The sequence below is a fragment of the Microbacterium flavum genome (assembly GCF_018717645.1).
Taxonomy (GTDB): Bacteria; Actinomycetota; Actinomycetes; order Actinomycetales; family Microbacteriaceae; genus Microbacterium; species Microbacterium flavum.
This window is the reverse complement of record NZ_JAFLHG010000001.1, coordinates 73,331-91,080: the sequence shown is the minus strand read 5'-3', so window position 1 is coordinate 91,080 and position 17,750 is coordinate 73,331. Positions and strand designations below refer to the sequence as shown.

General features: G+C 72.8%; 20 protein-coding genes. 14 read left to right on the top strand and 6 right to left on the bottom strand.

The window, feature by feature from the left end; translation table 11 throughout:
• The first annotated feature begins 12 nt into the window (after positions 1-12).
• Positions 13-639: a TetR/AcrR family transcriptional regulator gene (locus tag J0P97_RS00465; RefSeq protein WP_282838223.1), complete on the top strand. Its 627-nt coding sequence runs from the start codon at positions 13-15 to the stop codon at positions 637-639.
• Between the two features lie 46 nt (positions 640-685).
• On the opposite strand, the gene J0P97_RS00460 is transcribed toward J0P97_RS00465, so the two are convergent.
• Positions 686-1,684: an o-succinylbenzoate synthase gene (locus J0P97_RS00460; RefSeq protein ID WP_215485810.1), complete on the bottom strand. Its 999-nt coding sequence runs from the start codon at positions 1,682-1,684 to the stop codon at positions 686-688.
• A 106-nt stretch (positions 1,685-1,790) separates the two neighbouring features.
• Between J0P97_RS00460 and J0P97_RS00455 the strand changes: the two genes are divergently transcribed.
• Positions 1,791-2,141 (top strand): PadR family transcriptional regulator, encoded by a 351-nt coding sequence (locus tag J0P97_RS00455; RefSeq protein WP_215485805.1) that lies wholly within the window; start codon positions 1,791-1,793, stop codon positions 2,139-2,141.
• A gap of 1 nt (position 2,142) precedes the next feature.
• Positions 2,143-3,108, top strand: a complete 966-nt coding sequence (locus J0P97_RS00450; protein ID WP_215485804.1) for a permease prefix domain 1-containing protein — start codon at positions 2,143-2,145, stop codon at positions 3,106-3,108.
• Between the two features lie 24 nt (positions 3,109-3,132).
• Here J0P97_RS00450 and J0P97_RS00445 read toward each other — a convergent pair whose 3' ends face one another.
• The 3 genes from J0P97_RS00445 to J0P97_RS00435 all read right to left on the bottom strand — a co-directional run bounded on the left by J0P97_RS00445 (position 3,133) and on the right by J0P97_RS00435 (position 4,298).
• The gene (locus J0P97_RS00445; protein WP_215485803.1) at positions 3,133-3,525 is read right to left on the bottom strand and encodes a glucose-6-phosphate dehydrogenase; all 393 of its coding nucleotides are present in this window, start codon (positions 3,523-3,525) and stop codon (positions 3,133-3,135) included.
• Between the two features lie 85 nt (positions 3,526-3,610).
• Entirely contained in the window at positions 3,611-4,060 is a 450-nt protein-coding gene (locus J0P97_RS00440; protein ID WP_308163301.1) for a VOC family protein, read from the bottom strand.
• Entirely contained in the window at positions 3,987-4,298 is a 312-nt protein-coding gene (locus J0P97_RS00435) for an antibiotic biosynthesis monooxygenase family protein (protein WP_215485802.1), read from the bottom strand. Before J0P97_RS00435 ends, J0P97_RS00440 begins: the two co-directional genes overlap by 74 nt.
• Before the next feature lie 213 nt (positions 4,299-4,511).
• On the opposite strand from J0P97_RS00435, the gene J0P97_RS00430 reads away from it, so the two are divergent.
• From J0P97_RS00430 to J0P97_RS00420, 3 genes are read left to right on the top strand one after another with little or no spacing between them, the layout of a single operon-like run.
• Entirely contained in the window at positions 4,512-5,432 is a 921-nt protein-coding gene (locus J0P97_RS00430) for a 1,4-dihydroxy-2-naphthoyl-CoA synthase (protein ID WP_215485801.1), read from the top strand.
• A 16-nt stretch (positions 5,433-5,448) separates the two neighbouring features.
• Complete coding sequence (locus J0P97_RS00425) at positions 5,449-6,606, top strand: AMP-binding protein (RefSeq protein ID WP_215485800.1); 1,158 nt, start codon at positions 5,449-5,451, stop codon at positions 6,604-6,606.
• Between the two features lie 56 nt (positions 6,607-6,662).
• Positions 6,663-7,640, top strand: a complete 978-nt coding sequence (locus J0P97_RS00420; protein WP_215485799.1) for a 1,4-dihydroxy-2-naphthoate polyprenyltransferase — start codon at positions 6,663-6,665, stop codon at positions 7,638-7,640.
• Positions 7,641-7,849: 209 nt separating this feature from the next.
• Here J0P97_RS00420 and J0P97_RS00415 read toward each other — a convergent pair whose 3' ends face one another.
• Positions 7,850-8,125 (bottom strand): DUF4229 domain-containing protein, encoded by a 276-nt coding sequence (locus J0P97_RS00415; protein WP_215485798.1) that lies wholly within the window; start codon positions 8,123-8,125, stop codon positions 7,850-7,852.
• A 76-nt stretch (positions 8,126-8,201) separates the two neighbouring features.
• Here J0P97_RS00415 and J0P97_RS00410 point away from each other — a divergent pair, with 76 nt between their 5' ends.
• The 3 genes from J0P97_RS00410 to J0P97_RS00400 are packed head-to-tail and all read left to right on the top strand — an operon-like array spanning position 8,202 to position 11,380.
• Positions 8,202-8,687 carry a PLD nuclease N-terminal domain-containing protein gene (locus J0P97_RS00410; protein ID WP_215485797.1) on the top strand — a complete coding sequence of 162 codons (486 nt, stop codon included), beginning with the start codon at positions 8,202-8,204 and terminating at the stop codon, positions 8,685-8,687.
• A gap of 1 nt (position 8,688) precedes the next feature.
• The gene (gene menD, locus J0P97_RS00405; RefSeq protein ID WP_215485796.1) at positions 8,689-10,491 is read left to right on the top strand and encodes a 2-succinyl-5-enolpyruvyl-6-hydroxy-3-cyclohexene-1-carboxylic-acid synthase; all 1,803 of its coding nucleotides are present in this window, start codon (positions 8,689-8,691) and stop codon (positions 10,489-10,491) included.
• Between the two features lie 25 nt (positions 10,492-10,516).
• On the top strand, positions 10,517-11,380 hold the full coding sequence (locus tag J0P97_RS00400; RefSeq protein WP_215485795.1) for a polyphosphate kinase 2 family protein: 864 nt from the start codon (positions 10,517-10,519) through the stop codon (positions 11,378-11,380).
• Positions 11,381-11,386: 6 nt separating this feature from the next.
• Here the strand turns inward: J0P97_RS00400 and J0P97_RS00395 are convergent, their stop codons facing one another.
• Entirely contained in the window at positions 11,387-12,676 is a 1,290-nt protein-coding gene (locus J0P97_RS00395) for an isochorismate synthase (protein ID WP_308163300.1), read from the bottom strand.
• Positions 12,677-12,722: 46 nt separating this feature from the next.
• Between J0P97_RS00395 and J0P97_RS00390 the strand changes: the two genes are divergently transcribed.
• From J0P97_RS00390 to J0P97_RS00370, 5 genes are all read left to right on the top strand, one after another.
• On the top strand, positions 12,723-13,262 hold the full coding sequence (locus J0P97_RS00390; RefSeq protein ID WP_215485793.1) for a DUF402 domain-containing protein: 540 nt from the start codon (positions 12,723-12,725) through the stop codon (positions 13,260-13,262).
• Between the two features lie 46 nt (positions 13,263-13,308).
• The gene (locus J0P97_RS00385; RefSeq protein ID WP_215485792.1) at positions 13,309-14,043 is read left to right on the top strand and encodes a demethylmenaquinone methyltransferase; all 735 of its coding nucleotides are present in this window, start codon (positions 13,309-13,311) and stop codon (positions 14,041-14,043) included.
• Positions 14,044-14,077: 34 nt separating this feature from the next.
• Positions 14,078-15,139: a polyprenyl synthetase family protein gene (locus J0P97_RS00380; RefSeq protein ID WP_215485791.1), complete on the top strand. Its 1,062-nt coding sequence runs from the start codon at positions 14,078-14,080 to the stop codon at positions 15,137-15,139.
• 68 nt (positions 15,140-15,207) lie between these two features.
• The gene (locus J0P97_RS00375; RefSeq protein WP_215485790.1) at positions 15,208-16,581 is read left to right on the top strand and encodes an FAD-dependent oxidoreductase; all 1,374 of its coding nucleotides are present in this window, start codon (positions 15,208-15,210) and stop codon (positions 16,579-16,581) included.
• Positions 16,582-16,818: 237 nt separating this feature from the next.
• Positions 16,819-17,646: a type IV toxin-antitoxin system AbiEi family antitoxin domain-containing protein gene (locus J0P97_RS00370; protein ID WP_215485789.1), complete on the top strand. Its 828-nt coding sequence runs from the start codon at positions 16,819-16,821 to the stop codon at positions 17,644-17,646.
• Positions 17,647-17,750 lie beyond the last annotated feature (104 nt).

Sequence of the window (17,750 nt, the reverse complement as noted above, 5' to 3'; positions counted from 1 at the left end):
AAGGAGGGCGCCGTGGCCGATGTCCTGCCCCGCACGGGGACCCGCCGACGCGAGCAGACCCGCGCGCGGCTGCTCGACGCCGCGCACGAGGTCTTCGCCGAGGTCGGCATGGATGCCGCCTCCGTCGAGATGATCTGCGAGCGCGCCGGCTTCACGCGCGGAGCGTTCTACTCCAACTTCGAGTCGAAGAACGAGCTCTTCCTCGCCCTGATCACCCAGCTCGCCGGTGCGAAGCTCGACGAGGTGGCCGTGCGCGTGCGTGACCTTCCCACCAGCGCCATGACGGATCCGGGGAGCCTGGTGCGTCAGGTGGTCGGTGTGTCGCTCGGCGATCGCATGGAGCCGCAGCTGTTCAGCGAGCTCCGCACGCAGGCGCTCCGCGACCCCGAGCTCGCTGCGGCCTACCTCTCCTGGCAGGATGCCATGGCCGGTCGGGTGGAGGGCATCATCCGCCACGTCGTCGACGTCTACGGCCTGCGGCTGCGCCTTCCGGTCCCCGATGCCGCGCGCCTGCTGGTCGATGTGTCCGATGACACCTGCACGCGCGCGACCCTCGAGGGGCGCCCTGCGGAGGAGGTCTCCGGCCTCATGAACGACCGGCTCGAGCGGATCGTCGGCATCCTGGTCGAGCCCGCCTGACCCGCGCCTGCGCGCCGGCCGCGACGAGCCGTCCGGTTGTGCGCGACTAGTCCTCCGGCTGCAGGAGCGCCCGGCAGCGTTCGAGGCGTGCCAGCCACCACGCGGTGCGATCGGGCGAGGCCGAGCGCTCGCGCAGCAGCTCGGAGTCCACCGTGACCCGGCCGACCGGCAGGACGCCGCCCTGCGGGAGGAGCGGCGCGCGTGTCACATCGGCGGCGAGGAGGGAGGCCGTTCCCAGTCCGCAGTCGTACGGCAGATCCGGCAGCGACGCGGCGAGCGCGAGCCCCATCGAGAGCCCGACGGAGGTGTCGAGCGCGCTCGACACGACCGCGGGAAGGCCGGCGTCGGCGACGATCGTCCGCGCCCGCGCGACGCCTCCGAGGGGCTGGGCCTTCACGACGATGAGATCGGCCGCGCCCGCCCGCGCGACGGCGAGCGGGTCGGTTGCCTTCCGGACGCTCTCGTCGGCGGCGATCGGCAGGTCCCAGTCCGCGATCCGCTCGCGGAGCTCGCTCAGCTCGTCGATCGTCGCGCACGGCTGCTCGATGTACTCCAGGTCGAACTCGGCGAGGGCGTGCGCGGCGCGCTCCGCCTCGTCGACGTTCCAGCCGGCGTTGGCGTCGATTCTGACGCGCCCCTCCGCGCCCATCGCCGCGCGGACGGCCCGCACGCGCGCGATGTCGTCGGCGAGGCTCTGGCCCCGCTCGGCGACTTTCACCTTGGCCGTCCGGCATCCCTCGAAGCGCGACAGCAGCGCCGGCACCTCGTGCGCGGCGACGGCGGGGACGGTCGCGTTCACGAAGACCTCATCGCGGAGGGGTGCGGGCTGGGGATTCCAGCCGAAGTCGATCGCCGCCGCGAGCCAGGTCGAGGATTCCGCGTCGTCGTACTCGAGGAACGGTGAGAACTCCGTCCATCCCTCGGGGCCCTCCAGCAGGATCGCTTCGCGATGGTCGACGCCGCGGAAGCGCGTCACGAGGGGGAGGGAGACGACGCGGGCGGTCGCACGGAGCTCGCCGATCGTGGGGAGGGTCACGGCATCCATTCTGCCCGCGCGCCGACCGTTCTCGACGTGCGGGCGCGCGGGAAGACGGGATGCGGCGTGATAGTGCGATTGACGATAGTGTGTGACACACGGTAAAGTGCGTCATGTGACGGAGACCGAAGCGCTCGACACCCACCTGCAGGAGCTGCGGCGCGGCACGGTCGTGCTGGCCTGCCTGCGGCTGCTGATCGAGCCGGGCTACGGCTACGCCCTGCTCGAGCAGCTGCAGGCGCGCGGCTTCGACACCGACACGAACACGCTCTACCCGCTGCTGCGCCGGCTGGAGAAGCAGGGGCACCTGACGAGCGTGTGGAACACCGACGAGGCCCGTCCGCGCAAGTTCTACCGCACGTCCGCGCAGGGGCGCCGGCTGGCGCGGGCGCTCGAGCAGGATTTCACCGCGATCGCCGACGCGATCGCGGGCCTCCCGCAGGCCGAGACAGACGAGGAGCACTGAGATGGACGTCACCTTGACCGACCGCTACGTCGAGGCCGTGGTGCGCACGATCCCCGAACGCCAGCGGGCGGACGTCGCACGCGAACTGCACGCCGCCATCGCCGACCAGCTCGACGCGCGAGTGGAGGGCGGTGAGTCCGGGGATGCCGCGGAACGCGAGGTGCTCACCGAGCTGGGCGACCCCGACCGGCTGGCGGCGGAGTACGCCGACCGCCCGCTGCAGCTCATCGGCCCCCGCTATTACCTCGTCTGGAAGCGGCTCCTCGTGCTGCTGCTGTGGATCGTCCCGATCTGCGCAGCGGCGGGGGTGGCGCTCGCGCAGATGCTCGCGGGCGCCACGGCGGGTGGAGTGGTCGGCGCGGTCATCCCGGTCGTCCTCTCGGTGATCGTGCACACCTGCTTCTGGGTGACCCTCGTGTTCGCCGTGATCGAGCGCACGGGCGGCGCGGCGCCGGACGCGGGTCGGTGGACACCCGACCGGCTTCCGGAGCCGCGGGCCTCCGGCGCCCGGGCGTCCGACCTGATCGGCGGCCTGGTGTGGATCGCGCTGCTGGCCGCGGCGATCGTCTGGGACCTCGCACGCGGGTTCGTCTTCACCGGAGGCGCGTGGACCTCGTTCCTGAACCCCGCGCTCGGGCCGGGAGGGGTGGTGGTCCTCATCGCGATGATGCTCGCCGAGCTCGCGCTCACGGCGCTCGCCTTCCGGGCGGGGCGCTGGACGGTGGGGCTCGCCGTGGCGAACGCGGTGCTGGCGGTGGTCTCGGCATCCATCCTGCTCTGGATGCTCGGCGCGGGCCTTCTCGTGAACCCTGCCCTCTACGATCTGGCGGTCGCCTCGGGCGCGGGTGTGGACCTGCCCCGGGTCATCGCGGGCCTGACGGGGTTCACGATCGTCGGCGTCGCCGTGTGGGACGCGGTGGACGGCTTCCTCAAGGCGCGGCGCGCCGCGGGCGCGGGCGCACGCTGACGCGGGCGGGGCGGCGGTCGCGGCTCAGGCGACCTGCTGGCCGCACATCCCGCAGACGCCGGTCGCCGGCACCTGCACGAAGCAGTCCGGGCACAGCACGACGGCTCGCTCGGGAACGGTCGGGGCGGCGAGCCTGCGCGGAGCGGAGGGCGCCGAGCGGCGGGCGCGTTCGGGGGACGACACCGGCGGCGCGAGCTTGGCGACCGGCTTGTGGTCGGCGCAGTAGTAGCGGACGAATCCGGCGGGGTTCGTCGGATGCCGGTGCTTGACCACCCACAGCGCCTCGCGCGGCCAGGGCTCGCTGTCGATGCCGCAGCCCGCGCAGCGGGTCGGCTCGCCCGGCACGGCCTCGGCCGCAGCGACGGGAAGCTCGAAGGGGAGGGCGTCACGCCAGTCGGAGGAGTTCCGGATCTTCATGGTGCGCCTTCCCGGCGGCATCCATTCGGGTGGAGGTCGCCGTGCTCCATTGTCCCACGGCGGCGAGGCCGGCGGGGCCCGACCGTCAGCGGTGCGCGGCCCATCCCGCCCAGCCAGGAGCGGCGACCACGCAGAAGCGATTCCCCTCAGGGTCCTCCATGATCACGTAGTCGCTGCCCGGCGGCTGCCGGTCCCAGTGGACGCGGGCGGCGCCGAGGCCGATGAGGCGCGCGACCTCGGCATCCTGGTCCTCCGCGTACAGGTCGAGGTGGATCCGCGGGGGAGTATCCGCGGCGAGGGGACGACATCCAGCGAGATGCCCGGCCCGGGCCCGGTGCGCGGGCGCAGCACCACGAAGTCCTCGCCGGGGGCGTCGCGGGGGACGTAGTCCAGGGCGCGCGTCCAGAAGTCCATCTGCCGCGCAAGGTCGGTGACGCGGATGACGATCGAGCCGACGACGATCACGGCAGGGCCGGCGTGCCGCTCGAGATCTCGACGAAGTGCTCGACCCGGGGGAACGGGTCGTAGAACTCATGCAGCAGCTCGCGCCACCGGGCGTACTCGGGCGAGGTCCGGAAACCCTGGGTGTGGGCCTCGAGGGAGTCCCACTCGACGAGCAGCAGGTACTCGTTCGGCGTCTCCAGGCTCCGCTGCACCGAGAGGGAGACGAACCCGGGCTGCGCGGCGATCAGCGGCCGCGCGCGGTGCATCGCCGCCTCGAAGTCCGACTCCCGGCCCGGGCGGACGGGGAGGATCGCATGCTCGAGGATCATCCTCAGACACTAGCGAGGCCCATGGGGGCGGGGGCGGTGCGCTCGTAAGACCCTCGGCGCGAGACCGGCGGGACGAGACCGGCGGGAGGGGACCGGCGGTCCTCCCGCGTGCGAATCGGGTCCTTCTCCGTTCGCACCACGGCCCACGCGATCGGCGCCGCGCGGCGGGAGGCGGCAGAGTGGTCGCCGCGAACGCGCGCGTAGGCTGGGCGGGTGACCGACACCGCGCCCCCCTTCGTCTCCGACCTGTTCGACCCGGACGTGTGGGTGGATGCCCCGGGCGCGGATGCCTACACCGACATCACCGCCCATGTGTCGATCTGCGGCCGCGTCGCGCGCATCGCGTTCGACCGTCCCGAGGTGCGCAACGCGTTCCGCCCGCACACGGTGGACGAGCTCTACCGTGCCCTCGACATCGCACGGCAGGACCCCGAGATCGGCGTGGTGCTCCTCACCGGCAACGGGCCGAGCCCCAAGGACGGCGGATGGGCGTTCTGCTCCGGCGGGGACCAGCGCATCCGCGGGCGGGACGGGTACACGTACGCGTCCGATGACGCGACCGCTCCCGACTCCGCCCGTGCGGGTCGCCTCCACATCCTCGAGGTGCAGCGACTCATCCGCTTCATGCCGAAGGTCGTCATCGCGGTGATCCCCGGCTGGGCGGCCGGCGGCGGCCATTCGCTGCACATCGTGTGCGACCTGTCGGTGGCATCCGCCGAGCACGGGAAGTTCAAGCAGACCGATGCCGACGTCGGCTCGTTCGACGCCGGCTACGGCTCGGCGTACATGGCCCGCCAGGTGGGCCAGAAGGTGGCACGCGAGGTGTTCTTCCTCGCCGAGGAGTACTCGGCGCAGCGCGCATACGAGATGGGCGCGGTCAACCGGGTCGTCCCGCACGCCGAGCTCGAGCGCGAGGCGCTCGCGATGGCGAAGACGATCCTCGGCAAGTCGCCGACCGCGATCCGCATGCTGAAGTTCGCGTTCAACGCGATCGACGACGGCATGGTCGGCCAGCAGGTGTTCGCGGGCGAGGCCACGCGACTCGCGTACGGCACCGACGAGGCCGTCGAGGGCCGTGACGCGTTCCTCCAGAAGCGCGACCCGGACTGGTCGCCGTACCCGTACCACTACTGAGCCGTCGGGCACGGCCGTGAGACTCGAACGGGTGGATGCCTCCGATGCCCGCGCCGTCCTGCGGGGGCTCCGCGGTGCGGTGCTGGGCGCCGGGCCCGCGATCGCGTGCGGTGCGGCGTCCGGTGGTTCGTCGGCCGCGCTGCCGACCGAGGTCCCCGCCGGGACGGCCGTCGTCGTCACGACGTCGGGGTCGACGGGGCATCCGAAATCCGTCGTGCTGAGCCGGTCGGCACTCACGTCGAGCGCGCTTTCGACCGCCGATCGGGTCGGCGAGGGAGCGTGGCTGCTCGCCCTCCCGCCCGGCTACATCGCCGGCATCCAGGTGCTCGTGCGCGCCCTCGTCGCGGGGCGGGAGCCGGCGATCCTCGCCGGCGCCTTCTCGGCGCACGCCTTCACCGCCGCGGCGGCGGGGATGGCCTCCAGCGAGGGCGGCGTGCGCGTGCCGACCTACACCTCGCTCGTCCCCGCCCAGCTGCAGACCGTACTCGACGCCGTCGAGGCGGGCAGCGCCGAGGCGGGCCGGGCGCTGCGCTCCTTCACCGCGATCCTGGTCGGGGGGCAGGCGCTGCCGCCGGCTCTCGCCGCGCGGGCGGATGCGGCGGGCGCGCGGATCGTCCGGACCTACGGATCGAGTGAGACCTCCGGCGGATGCGTGTACGACGGCGTGCCGCTCCGGGGCGTCAGCGTGCGGATCGAGGCCGGCGAGGTGCAGCTGTCGGGGCCGATGCTCGCCGACGGCTACCTCGGCGATCCCGATCTCACCGCGCGGGCCTTCGCGACAGCGGCGGACGGGACCCGCTGGTATCGGACGGGCGACCTGGGCCTGGTGGAGAGCGGCCGGCTGCGCGTCACCGGCCGTGTCGACAACGTCATCGTCTCCGGTGGGGTGAACATCTCGCTCGACCGCGTCGAGCGGGTCGTGCGGCAGGTGCCGGGCTTCGCGGACGCCGTCGTCGTGGCGGTCCCGGACGAGAGGTGGGGGCAGGCATCCGTCGTCGTGTCGGCCTCTCCGGCGGCCCGCGCGGGCACAGCGCTCGACGTGGTGCGCGCCGCGGTGGGGGCCGAACTCGGCGCGCCGGCTCGCCCGCGCGCGGTGCGCGTGGTCGCGGAGATCCCTCAGCTGGCCAGCGGAAAACCCGACCGCGCCGCGCTCCGTTCCCTCGCCGAGAGATGACGCCGGCGCCGCCCCCGTGCACCGGGCGCGTACCGGCCACGGCATAGGATCGCTGCGTGGCTGGCAGCACCCGGAAGAAGAAGCGCCCCAACTCCCCGTCGCGGGGGTCGCGGGGAGGCCCGCAGCGCGCGCACGTCTCGCGCGACCCCGCGCACGTCGAACCGGCTCGGTTCGGCGACTGGGTGTCCGCCGCGCGACTTCGGACGCTTCCGCTGGCAGTGGCACCGGTCATCGTCGGAACCGGCGCGGCGCTCACCGAGAGGACCGAGTTCCACTGGGTCATCGCGCTGTGCTGCCTCGTGCTCGCCGTCTCGATCCAGATCGGCGTCAACTACGCGAACGACTACAGCGACGGCATCCGCGGGACGGACGACCACCGCGTGGGTCCCGCCCGGCTCACCGCGAGCCGCAAGGCGTCGCCGCGGGCCGTGCTCCTGGTCGCGCTGGCGTTCTTCGGCATCGCCGCCGTCGCGGGCCTCGCGATCGTGATCCGGACGGGGCACTGGTGGATGCTCCTGGTCGGCGCCGCCTGCCTCGTCGCCGCCTGGTTCTACACCGGCGGGAAGCACCCGTACGGGTACGCCGGGCTCGGCGAGCTGTTCGTGTTCGTCTTCTTCGGCCTTGTCGCGACGGTCGGCACCACGTTCGTGCAGGCGGGCTCGGTGCCTCAGGAGGCGTGGTTCGGCGGCGTCGCGACGGGGCTCCTGGCCTGCGCCGTGCTTCTCGCCAACAACCTCCGCGACATCGACCAGGACCGCCTCGCCGGCAAGCGGACGCTCACGGTGCGGATCGGAAAGCGCGCGACGCAGATCGTCTTCACGGTCTTCGTCGTCGGCGCCTTCGCGATCGTCGCCTTCCTCGCCCTGTTCTACCCGCTCGCGTGGATCGCGCTTCTCGCGCTGATCCCCGGGGCGTGTGCGATCCTCATCGTCTGGACCTACCGCGCGCCGCGCGAACTGGTCGTCGCCCTGAGCCTCACCTCGCTCACCTCGCTCGCCCTCGCGGGCCTGCTCTGCTGGGCGTTCGTGGCCTGACGGTTCGGGACGTGCCGCGGCTGCGGCGACCGCGCTGTACCGTTCGCAGGACGACTGCAGCATCGGCGCCGCTCGAGCCGCGGATTTCCGGGCCTCGGCGGGCGGCGTCCCGGTGGAGCTCCTGCATCAGGTACAGCTCGAGCCCCTCACGCCTCGGAGTGCGGCCGCTCGACGCCGGCAGACCCGGCAGACCCGGCGGCGGATGGGCCTCAGCGGTCGGCGGACTCGCCCGCCGACTCGGTCGCGGCATCCTCGACGTCCTCGTCGGTGACCGTGCGACGACGGCGGGATGCCAGGTCCGCGCTCAGGTCGTCGAGGGGGCGGCGGAGGAACAGCGTCGACAGGCTGAGGCCGATGAGGGCGGCGAAGATCGCCGACAGCCAGTAGTACTCGCGCAGGAGAGGCGAGAGCATCATGAGCCCGAACGGCACGAGGAACGCGGCCAGGCGGAGCACGGTGTAGACGAGGGCCGAGCGTACGCGCATGGGCTCAAGCTTACGCGGGTGCGTCGCCGATGCCTGCGGCGGCCGCGGGCATGGGCGCGCCGCTTAGGATGGGACCGTGGTGCGCATACTCCTTCCGGCGGTGCTGCTGCTGATCGCGTTCTGGGTCTACAGCATCGTCGACTGCGCGCTCCTGCAGCCGACGCGTCATCGCGGGGTGAGCAAGCCCGTGTGGCTCCTCATCGTGGTGCTTCTGCCCATCGTCGGCGGGATCCTGTGGTTCATCGTCGGCCGAGGCCGCGTCCGTCCCGTGGCCGCCCCGAAGGCGCCCGACGACGACCCGAACTTCCTCGGGACGATCGGCTCGATCAGCGACCAGGATGAGCGCATCCGCCGGCTCGAGGCGGAGCTCGCCGCCCTCGATCTCGAGGACCTCGCCGGCCTCGACCCCGACGGCCCGATCACGCCCCGTCCCGAGGATCCCCGCCCCGGAGGCTCCGGCCTCGACGGCACCCGACCGGGTGCGACGACCCCCGACGCGACCCCCGACGCTCCTCGCCCCGGCGCCGTCCGTCCGGACGACGACGTCGACCCGCGCGGCTGACATGACGCACGCCGACCTCCCGGCTCCGGCGACGGATGCCGCAGCCGCCCTCCTCGGGCGGTTGATCGAGCTCGGCGTCCGCCACATCGTGCTGAGCCCCGGCTCGCGCTCGCAGGCGCTCGCCCTCGTCGCCGCAGAGCTCGAGGCGCGCGGCGCGGCATCCGTGCACGTCCGCGTCGACGAGCGCGTCGCGGGGTTCACCGCGCTCGGCATCGGACGCGAGAGCGGGATGCCTGCGGCCGTCATCTGCACGTCGGGCACCGCCGTCGCGAACCTGCTCCCCGCCGCGCTCGAGGCGCACCACGCCGGCGTGCCCATGCTTCTGCTGACCGCCGACCGACCGCCCGAGCTGCGCGGCGTGGGGGCGAACCAGACGACCCGTCAGCCGGGGCTCTTCGCGCCCTGCGTGCGGCTCGAGGCCGACCTTCCGGTTCCGGAGGAGGTCGACGAGGACGGTGCGGGGGAGCAGTCCGCGATGCTGCGCCGGATGGCCGAGGATGCTGTCGCCGCAGCCCTCGGCGCCGGCACGCGTCAGCCAGGACCGGTGCACCTGAATCTGCCCTTCCGGGAGCCGCTCGCCGGCGCACTGCCGGATTGGCTCGGCATCGCGGCCGTGGACCTCGAGCCCCTGCCGCCGGGCCCCGACGACGTGCCCGTCGAGGAGATCGCCGCGCCGGACCCCTCGGGCGCGCTGTACCAGGGCGGCGGAGGCATCGGCGAGGCCAACCACCCCGCCGACCCCGAGGTCGACCCGCACGTCCTCGAGCGCGGCCCGCGCACGGTCGTCGTCGCGGGGGCGGATGCCGGGCCCGCCGCCGAGGCGCTCGCCCACGCCGGCGGATGGCCGCTCATCGCCGAGATCGTCTCGGGCTCGAGATACGGCCGCAACCTCGTGCACGGGTACCGGGCGCACCTGCGCGATGCCGAGCTCGGCGGGCGGATCGAGCGCGCCGTGGTCTTCGGGCATCCGACCCTCAGCCGCGAGGTGACGGCGCTCCTCTCTCGCGACGACGTCGAGGTGCTCGCGGTGCGGGGCCCCGGAGAGCCGCTGAACCTCAACGGCGCGACGGTCGCCGTCGACGCGGTGATCGCCGCGATCGGCGACTTCGACCGGGCCTGGTTCGGCGCCTGGATGCGCGCTTCGCGCGCGGCCGCGGTGGATCTGTCGCCCGCCGCTCCCGACGCCGCCGCCCTCGCGTCGGCCGTCCCACGCGAGCGGCTCGGGGCGCTCGCCGCGGAGCTCGAGACGGTCCGTGCGCCGATCGATCGCGCGGCGCTCGTCGACGCGGTCTGGCGGGCCAGCTGGCCGCACGACCGCCTCGTGTTCGCCTCATCGCGGCTGGTGCGGGTGGCGGACGAGCTGCTCGGGGGAAAGAAGATCCCGGTCCACGCGAACCGGGGCCTCGCGGGCATCGACGGCACGATCGCGACGGCGACGGGCGTCGCGCTCACGAGCCAGGCGCAGGGCGCGCCCGGGATCACCCGGCTTCTGATCGGCGACCTCGCCCTGCTGCACGACGTGGGGGCGCTGCTCCTCCCCGCCGCGGAGCCCGCCCCGCGCCTCCAGGTGATCGTCGGCAACGACGGCGGCGGGACGATTTTCGATTCCCTCGAGGTCGCGGGCGTCGCGGGCCCGGCGGCGATGGAGCGGGTGCTGTACACGCCGCAGGAGGTGTCGCTCGCCGACCTCGCCTCCGCGTACGGGTGGGCGTACGTCCGCGCGACGACGCGCACCGAGCTCGACCAGGCGCTCACCGCGGCGGTGACGGGGCGACAGCTCGTCGAGGTCGTACTCGCGCGCTGACCCCGGCATCCCTCAGGATGGCACCATGACCGCGAAGAGCCAGACCCGCTGGACGGGCGAACCCGCCGACCTGCTGCGCGTGGAAAAGGGGTTCCGCCTCGCGGAGGTCGACCCCCGCTCCACGCCCGGATTCGACGGCACGAAGAAGGACGGGCGCGCCGACCTGGCCGACGGAGTCGGTGAGTTGGACGAGCTCCAGGAGCGGCTGTACGCGCAGAGCCGGGTGGAGAAGGACACCCCGGCGGTCCTGCTCGTGCTGCAGGCGATGGACTCCGCAGGCAAGGGCGGCATCGTGCGGCACGTGATCGGCTCCGTCGATCCGCAGGGCGTGCGCCTCAAGGCGTTCAAGGCGCCGACGGCCGAGGAGCGTGCGCACGACTTCCTCTGGCGGATCGAGAAGGAGACCCCGCCGCCCGGATTCATCGGCGTGTTCGACCGGTCGCACTACGAGGACGTGCTGATCGGCCGGGTCCGCGAGCTTGCGCCGCCTGAGGAGATCGAGCGCCGCTACGGCGCGATCAACGACTTCGAGAAGCGGCTGACGGATGCCGGCACTCGCGTCGTGAAGGTCATGCTGCACATCTCCCCCGAGGCGCAGAAGGAGCGCCTCATGGAGCGGCTCGACCGGCCCGACAAGCATTGGAAGTACAACCCGGGCGACGTCGACGAGCGGATGCTGTGGCCCGCGTACATGGATGCCTACCAGGTCATGTTCGAGCGGACGTCGACCGCATCCGCGCCGTGGCACGTGATCCCCGCCGACCGCAAGTGGTACGCGCGCCTCGCGGTGCAGGCGCTCCTCCTCGAGGCGCTCGAGGACATCGACCCGCAGTGGCCGATCGCCGACTTCGACGTCGCCGCGGAGAAGGAGCGGCTCGCCGCGACCTGAGCCGCGTCAGGCCAGGGCGTCGACGATGGGGCGGAACTTGACGCGCGTCTCGAGGAGCTCCGCCTCGGGATCGCTCCCCGACACGATCCCCGCGCCGGCGTGGGCGGTGAACGGGATGTCGCCGCCGTCGCCGCCGTCGCCCTCCGCGCCGGCGCCCGCTGCGGCCAGGTCGAACTGCGCTCCGCGCAGCGCGATCGCCCATTCGCCGTCGCCGTGCGCGTCGATCCAGCCCACCGGGCCGGCGTAACGCCCCCGGTCGAAGGGCTCGATGCGCGCGATGGCGGCGACGGCGGCATCCGTCGGCGTCCCGGCGACCGCGGCGGTGGGGTGCAGCACCGCGAGCAGGTCGAGAGCAGACGAGTCCGCGGCGACGGTCGCCTCCACATCCGTCGCGAGGTGCCAGACGTTGGGTAGGGCGAGGGTGAAGGGCTGCTCGCTCGCCGCGAGGGCGCTCGTGAGCGGCGCAAGGGCGTCGACGAGGCTCCGGACGGCGAAGCCGTGCTCGGTGAGGTCTTTGAGGCTGGATGCCAAGCCGAGCGCCGCCTCGCGGTCCGAGTCGGGGTCGGCGCCGCGAGCCACCGTGCCCGCGAGGACGCGGGCGGTCACCGTGCCCCCGGAGACCGTGACGAGCGTCTCGGGGCTGGCGCCGATCAGGCCGTCGACGGCGTACACCCAGGTGTCGGGGTAGCCGGAGGCGAGAGAGCGAACCAGGCGGCGGAGGTCGGAGCCGGCGGGGACGGTGCCGACGAGGTCCCGCGCGAGCACGATCTTGCTGACCTCACCGGCGGCGATGGCCTCGAGGCCCGCGCGGACGGCGGCCTGATAGCCCTCGGGCGTCAGGCGACCCGGGCCGACCGCCGCCGACCAGTGCGGGCCGAACGGGACCGGCTGCGGCTCCGCGGGCTCGGGATCGCCCGTCTCGGGCAGGATCCAGGTCGCCCAGGTGCGGTCGCCGCGGTGGCCGATCGTCAGCTCGGGGACGACGAGGGCCGCGGGGGAGGAGGAGTGCGCGTCGAACGGGAGAGCACCGAAGGCGACGAGCCCGCTGCCGGGCTCCTCGACGTGATCGTCGATCTCGGCGATCCGCGCCGTCTCGCGCCAGCGCGCGGCGAGCGTCGCGGCATCCTTCGCAGGGGCCGTCAGCCGCAGGGCGCTCCCGACGCCCACGAGCCACGAGCCGCGCCGGGCCCAGACGAGCGGATCGGCGGGATCGGCGTACTCCAGCAGGTCGCCGAGGGGCGCGATCTCGCGGGTCACCACGCGCAGCCGGACGGGGCTCGGGGGCGGAGAGATCACACGCCCCAGCCTAATCCGCGGCGGGTGCGGGGCGTAGGCTCCCCCCATGACCGCTGTCCCTCCGCGCCCGGCACCGGGCACGCCCCTCGTCTTCCGCTGGCGGAAATGGGACGGGTCGCCGCACTGGGAGCACGACTGCGTGTACCTCGGCAGCGACCGCTGGGGGGACTGGGTCGGCCAGAGATCCGGGTGGCACAGCCAGAGGCCGGGGCTGGAGTTCGACGCCGACGGCGACAACGTGACCCTCATCCCTCCCTCGGGCGATTACGCCGCGACCTTCAACGCCACCCATCCCCGGCTCGCGATCTACATCGACGTCGCATGGGACGTGCGCTGGGAGGACGGCGCGCCGACCGGGATCGACATGGACCTCGACGTCGTCCGCGCCCGCGACGGCCGAGGGATCTGGATCGACGACCGCGACGAGTGGGACGAGCATCGCGTGCAGTACGGCTACCCCCTCGATGTCGTGACCCGCCTCGAGACGGTGGCCATCGACCTCGAACGCGAGGTCACGCAGGAGTCGGTGCCCTTCGACGGCCTCACCGCGGCGCACTGGCTGTCCGAGCTCGACCGTCTCGGCTGATCGCCGAGCACTGCTGGCAGGCCGACATCCCTCGTAGGATCGAGGGATGAGCGACCACGATGCCGACATCCACAAGGCGGACCTCGGCAAGGACCCCGCCCGTGTGAGCGGGATGTTCGACGAGGTCGCCGCCGGCTACGACCGGACGAACACGGTCCTCAGCCTCGGCCAGGACCGCCTGTGGCGCATCGCCACGACGCGGGCCGTCGCGCCGCACGCGGGTCAGCGCATCCTCGACCTCGCCGCCGGGACGGGAGCGAGCTCGGTCGCGCTCGCGAAGAGCGGCGCCGAGGTGACGGCGGGGGACTTCTCGCCCGGAATGATCGCGGAGGGACGCCGACGCCACGGGCACGTCCCGAATGTGACCTTCGTGCAGGCCGATGCCATGGACCTGCCCTTCGAGGACGACTCCTTCGACGCGGTGACGATCTCGTTCGGTCTGCGGAACGTGAACGATCCGAAGCGGGCGCTTCGGGAGATGCTCCGCGTCACCGCGCCCGGGGGACGCCTCGTCGTCTGCGAGTTCTCCCACCCGCAGAATCCCGCGTTCGAGGGCGTCTACCGCTTCTACAACGACCGCATCCTGCCCGTCGTCGCGAAGACCGTCAGCAGCAACGCCGACGCCTACGACTACCTGAACGAGTCGATCCGCGACTGGCCCGACCAGGTGACGCTCGCCGGGTGGGTGCGGGACGCCGGATGGACCCAGGTCGCGCACCGCGACCTGACCTTCGGCATCGTCGCGCTGCACCGCGGCGTCAAGCCCCACGCGGGTGCCTGACCAGGTGGTGCAGCGCGCCGGTAGGCTGGACGGCGTGACTGCCCGTCCTCATGCCTCCGGCGAACGCCTGTCGGCCCAACTGGGTCTGGCCGAGCGCGTGCTCGCCGGGCCGCGGATGCGGAAGCTGCTCGGGGTCGTCGAGGACGGCCTCGAAGAGGTCGAGGAGACCCTCGCGCGCGAGCTGAAGGTCACCGACGCGCTCGCCGACGCGACCACCCGCTACCTCTACGAGGCGGGCGGCAAGCGGGTGCGGCCGATGCTCGCGCTCCTGACCGCGCAGCTCGGCAAGGGCGCGACCGCCGACGTCATCACCGGCGCCACGGCGCTCGAGATGACCCACCTCGGCTCGCTGTACCACGACGACGTCATGGACGGCGCGGATGTGCGTCGCGGTGTTCCCAGCGCACACGCCGTCTGGGGCAACAACGTCGCGATCCTCACGGGGGATCTGCTGTTCTCGCGGGCGAGTCAGCTGATGGCGCAGATCGGCGAACGGGCGATCCGCCTCCAGGCCGATACGTTCGAGCGGCTCGTCCTCGGTCAGATGCACGAGACGGTCGGCGCCCAGGCGGGCGATGACCCGGTCGAGTTCTACCTGCAGGTGCTCGCCGACAAGACCGGTTCGCTCATCGCCGCCGCCGCGCAGTCGGGCGTCATCTTCTCCGACGGGCCGGAGGAGTACGTGGAGCCGGTGCTGCAGTACGGCGAGAAGGTCGGCGTCGCCTTCCAGCTCCTCGACGACGTCATCGACCTGTCGCCGGATGCCGGTGCCACCGGGAAGGTCCCCGGGACCGACCTGCGGGCGGGCGTTCCGACCATGCCGTCGCTGCTGCTCGCGTGCGCCGCAGACCCGGCATCCCGGTCGCTGCGGGCCACCATCGACGACGGCGTCGCGCGCATCGCCGACGGTGCCGACCCCGCGATCCTCGACGAGGCGATCGGCGAGCTGCGGGACCACCCCGCCACGGCCGAGACCCGCCGCCAGGCGTATGCCTGGGCGGATGCCGCGGTCACGGCGATCGACCCGCTGCCGGACGGTCCCGTGAAGGATGCGCTCGTGAAGCTCTCCCACGTCATCGTCGACCGCTCCAGCTGACCCGCCGACCCCCGACAAGCTCAGGGACCGGTGAGCGGTTCCACAACGCAGAAGGAACACCACACACCATGACCAAGCTCAGGCTGGCCATCGTCGGCGCGGGCCCCGCCGGCATCTACGCGGCGGACATCCTGCTGAAGGCCGAGCGCAAGTTCGACGTCTCGATCGACCTGTTCGACCATCTGCCCGCGCCCTACGGCCTGGTCCGATACGGCGTCGCCCCCGATCACCCCCGCATCAAGGGCATCATCACCGCGCTGCGCGATGTGCTCGACCGCGGTGACATCCGCATCTTCGGCAACGTGCGCTTCGGCGAGGACGTCACCCTCGACGACCTCAAGCGCCACTACAACGCGGTCATCTTCGCGACCGGCGCGATCCGCGACGCGGCCTTGGAGATCCCTGGCGTCGACGCGGTGGGCTCCTACGGCGCGGCCAACTTCGTGAGCTGGTACGACGGGCACCCCGACTTCCCCCGCGAGTGGCCGCTGGATGCCGCCTCCGTCGGCGTCGTCGGCGTGGGCAACGTCGCCCTCGACGTCGCGCGCATCCTCGCCAAGCACGCCGAGGACCTCCTGCCCACCGAGATCCCCGCGAACGTGCAGGCCGGCCTCGAGGCATCCCAGGTCACGGATGTGCACGTGTTCGGCCGGCGCGGCCCCGCGCAGGTGAAGTTCACGCCGCTCGAGCTGCGCGAGCTCGGTGAGCTGCGCGACGTCGACATGGTCGTCTACGACGAGGACTTCGACTACGACGAGGCGTCGAAGGCCGCCATCGCCTCCAACAAGCAGGTCATGGTCATCGACAAGGTGCTGCAGTCGTGGCGTAAGCGCCCGAGCGTGAACAACGCCGGCGGCGAGGCATCCCGCCGCCTCCACCTGCACTTCTGGGCCAAGCCGGTCGAGGTGCGCACCGACGACACGGGTCGCGCCGCGGCACTCGTCTACGAGCGGACCCGCCCCGACGGGCAGGGCGGCGTCGAGGGGACGGGCGAGCTGCGCGAGGTGCCGCTGCAGCAGCTGTACCGCGCGGTCGGCTACTTCGGATCGCCGCTGCCCGGCGTCCCCTTCGACAAGAAGCACGGCGTGATCCCGAACCATGAGGGCCAGGTGCTCAAGAAGGATTCGAACGAGCGCGTTCCCGGCGTGTACGCGACCGGCTGGATCAAGCGCGGCCCGGTGGGGCTCATCGGGCACACGAAGTCGGATGCCATGGAGACCATCAGCCACGTGATCAACGATCAGGGCTCGTGGTGGACCCCGGAGGACCCCTCGGCCGAGGCGATCCCCGCCCTCCTGTCGGAGCGGGGCGTGGCGTGGACCGACCTCGATGGCTGGCACCGGCTCGACGAGCACGAGGTCGCGCTCGGCGCTCCGCACGAGCGCGCGCGCATCAAGGTCGTCGACCGCGACGAGATGGTCCGGGTCTCGCGCGGGGAGTAGGGCGCGAGCGGTCCGCGACTCGCGGTCCGCGGTTCGCGGCTCGCCGCCTCGCGGCCTGCGTTCGGGAGGGTTTCGGCACTCGGGAGGACTCTTCCCGGGAATTCGTCCTCCCGAACGCCGATCTCCTCCCGACGGCCCGACCCATCGCCTCCTCCCCAGAGGGCTGATCCGCGGAGGCCTCCACAGATCGCGTGATCGCGCCGCAGAGCCGCCCGCGGCGCGGCGAGGATCGGGCCCATGGATGTCTCAGCCTGGGTCGCGCGGCACGGCGGCGTCGCGCGGGTCCGCACGCTGCGGGATGCCGGGGCGAGCCGATTCGCCATCGCGCAGGCGCGCGAGCGCGGCGCACTCGTGTCGGTCACCCGTGGGTGGGTCTGCGTCCCCGAGGCCGACGATCTCTTGGCCGGCGCCGCCCGCAGAGGCGTGGTCATCAGTTGTGTGACGCAGGCCTCGCGCCTCGGGCTCTGGGTGCTCGACGGCGACGGGCGTCCGCACGTCGGCGCATCGCCGCACGCGGGGCGGGCGCCGACCGCGGAGGCGGTGGTGCACCGGCACCGGCCGGTCGTGCCGCGGCATCCCGACGCCCTCGTCGACCCCGTCGAGAACGTCCTCGTCCTCGTGGCGCAGTGCCAGGCGTTCGAAGCGGCGCTCGCCGTCTGGGAGTCGGCCCTCCGGCAGGCGAAGGTCGCGCCGGACGTCCTCCAGCGCCTCGCGTTGCCGCCTCGTGCGCGACGGGTTCTGGATGCCGCGGAGATCTGGTCCGACTCGGGTCTCGAGACCTTCGTCGTTCCCCGGCTGCGCTGGCTGCGGCTGACCCTGCGCCGGCAGGTCTGGATCGCGGGTCACCGCATCGACCTTCTCATCGGTGAGAGGCTCGTGCTCCAGATCGACGGCGCGCATCACACGGGTCGGCAGAGGGAGGAGGACATCGCGCACGACGCCGCCCTCATGCTGCTGGGCTACCACGTGGTCCGCGTCGGGTATCGGCAGATCCTGGAGGAATGGGCCTCCGTGCAGGATGTGATCATGCGCGCCGTCGCCCAGGGGCTGCACCGTGTGCGGTGAGCGGGGCATTCGGGCGTCCTTCCGCGCATCCGGCGTCCAGGGCTCGCGTTCGGGAGGGTTTCGGCACTCGGGAGGACTCATCGCGAGTATCCGCCCTCCCGAAC

What these genes read in the sequence shown, in the direction of transcription:
- J0P97_RS00460 (WP_215485810.1), bottom strand. Translation starts at nt 1,684, where the DNA reads ATGGATGCCGTGACCCTCCCCACGATCGGCGAGCTCCGTGCGACCGCC.
- J0P97_RS00450 (WP_215485804.1), top strand. Translation starts at nt 2,143, where the DNA reads ATGGACGTCACCTTGACCGACCGCTACGTCGAGGCCGTGGTGCGCACG.
- J0P97_RS00445 (WP_215485803.1), bottom strand. Translation starts at nt 3,525, where the DNA reads ATGAAGATCCGGAACTCCTCCGACTGGCGTGACGCCCTCCCCTTCGAG.
- J0P97_RS00440 (WP_308163301.1), bottom strand. Translation starts at nt 4,060, where the DNA reads ATGAGTTCTACGACCCGTTCCCCCGGGTCGAGCACTTCGTCGAGATCT.
- J0P97_RS00435 (WP_215485802.1), bottom strand. Translation starts at nt 4,298, where the DNA reads ATGATCCTCGAGCATGCGATCCTCCCCGTCCGCCCGGGCCGGGAGTCG.
- J0P97_RS00415 (WP_215485798.1), bottom strand. Translation starts at nt 8,125, where the DNA reads ATGCGCGTACGCTCGGCCCTCGTCTACACCGTGCTCCGCCTGGCCGCG.
- menD (WP_215485796.1), top strand. Translation starts at nt 8,689, where the DNA reads ATGACGCACGCCGACCTCCCGGCTCCGGCGACGGATGCCGCAGCCGCC.
- J0P97_RS00400 (WP_215485795.1), top strand. Translation starts at nt 10,517, where the DNA reads ATGACCGCGAAGAGCCAGACCCGCTGGACGGGCGAACCCGCCGACCTG.
- J0P97_RS00390 (WP_215485793.1), top strand. Translation starts at nt 12,723, where the DNA reads ATGACCGCTGTCCCTCCGCGCCCGGCACCGGGCACGCCCCTCGTCTTC.
- J0P97_RS00385 (WP_215485792.1), top strand. Translation starts at nt 13,309, where the DNA reads ATGAGCGACCACGATGCCGACATCCACAAGGCGGACCTCGGCAAGGAC.
- J0P97_RS00375 (WP_215485790.1), top strand. Translation starts at nt 15,208, where the DNA reads ATGACCAAGCTCAGGCTGGCCATCGTCGGCGCGGGCCCCGCCGGCATC.
- J0P97_RS00370 (WP_215485789.1), top strand. Translation starts at nt 16,819, where the DNA reads ATGGATGTCTCAGCCTGGGTCGCGCGGCACGGCGGCGTCGCGCGGGTC.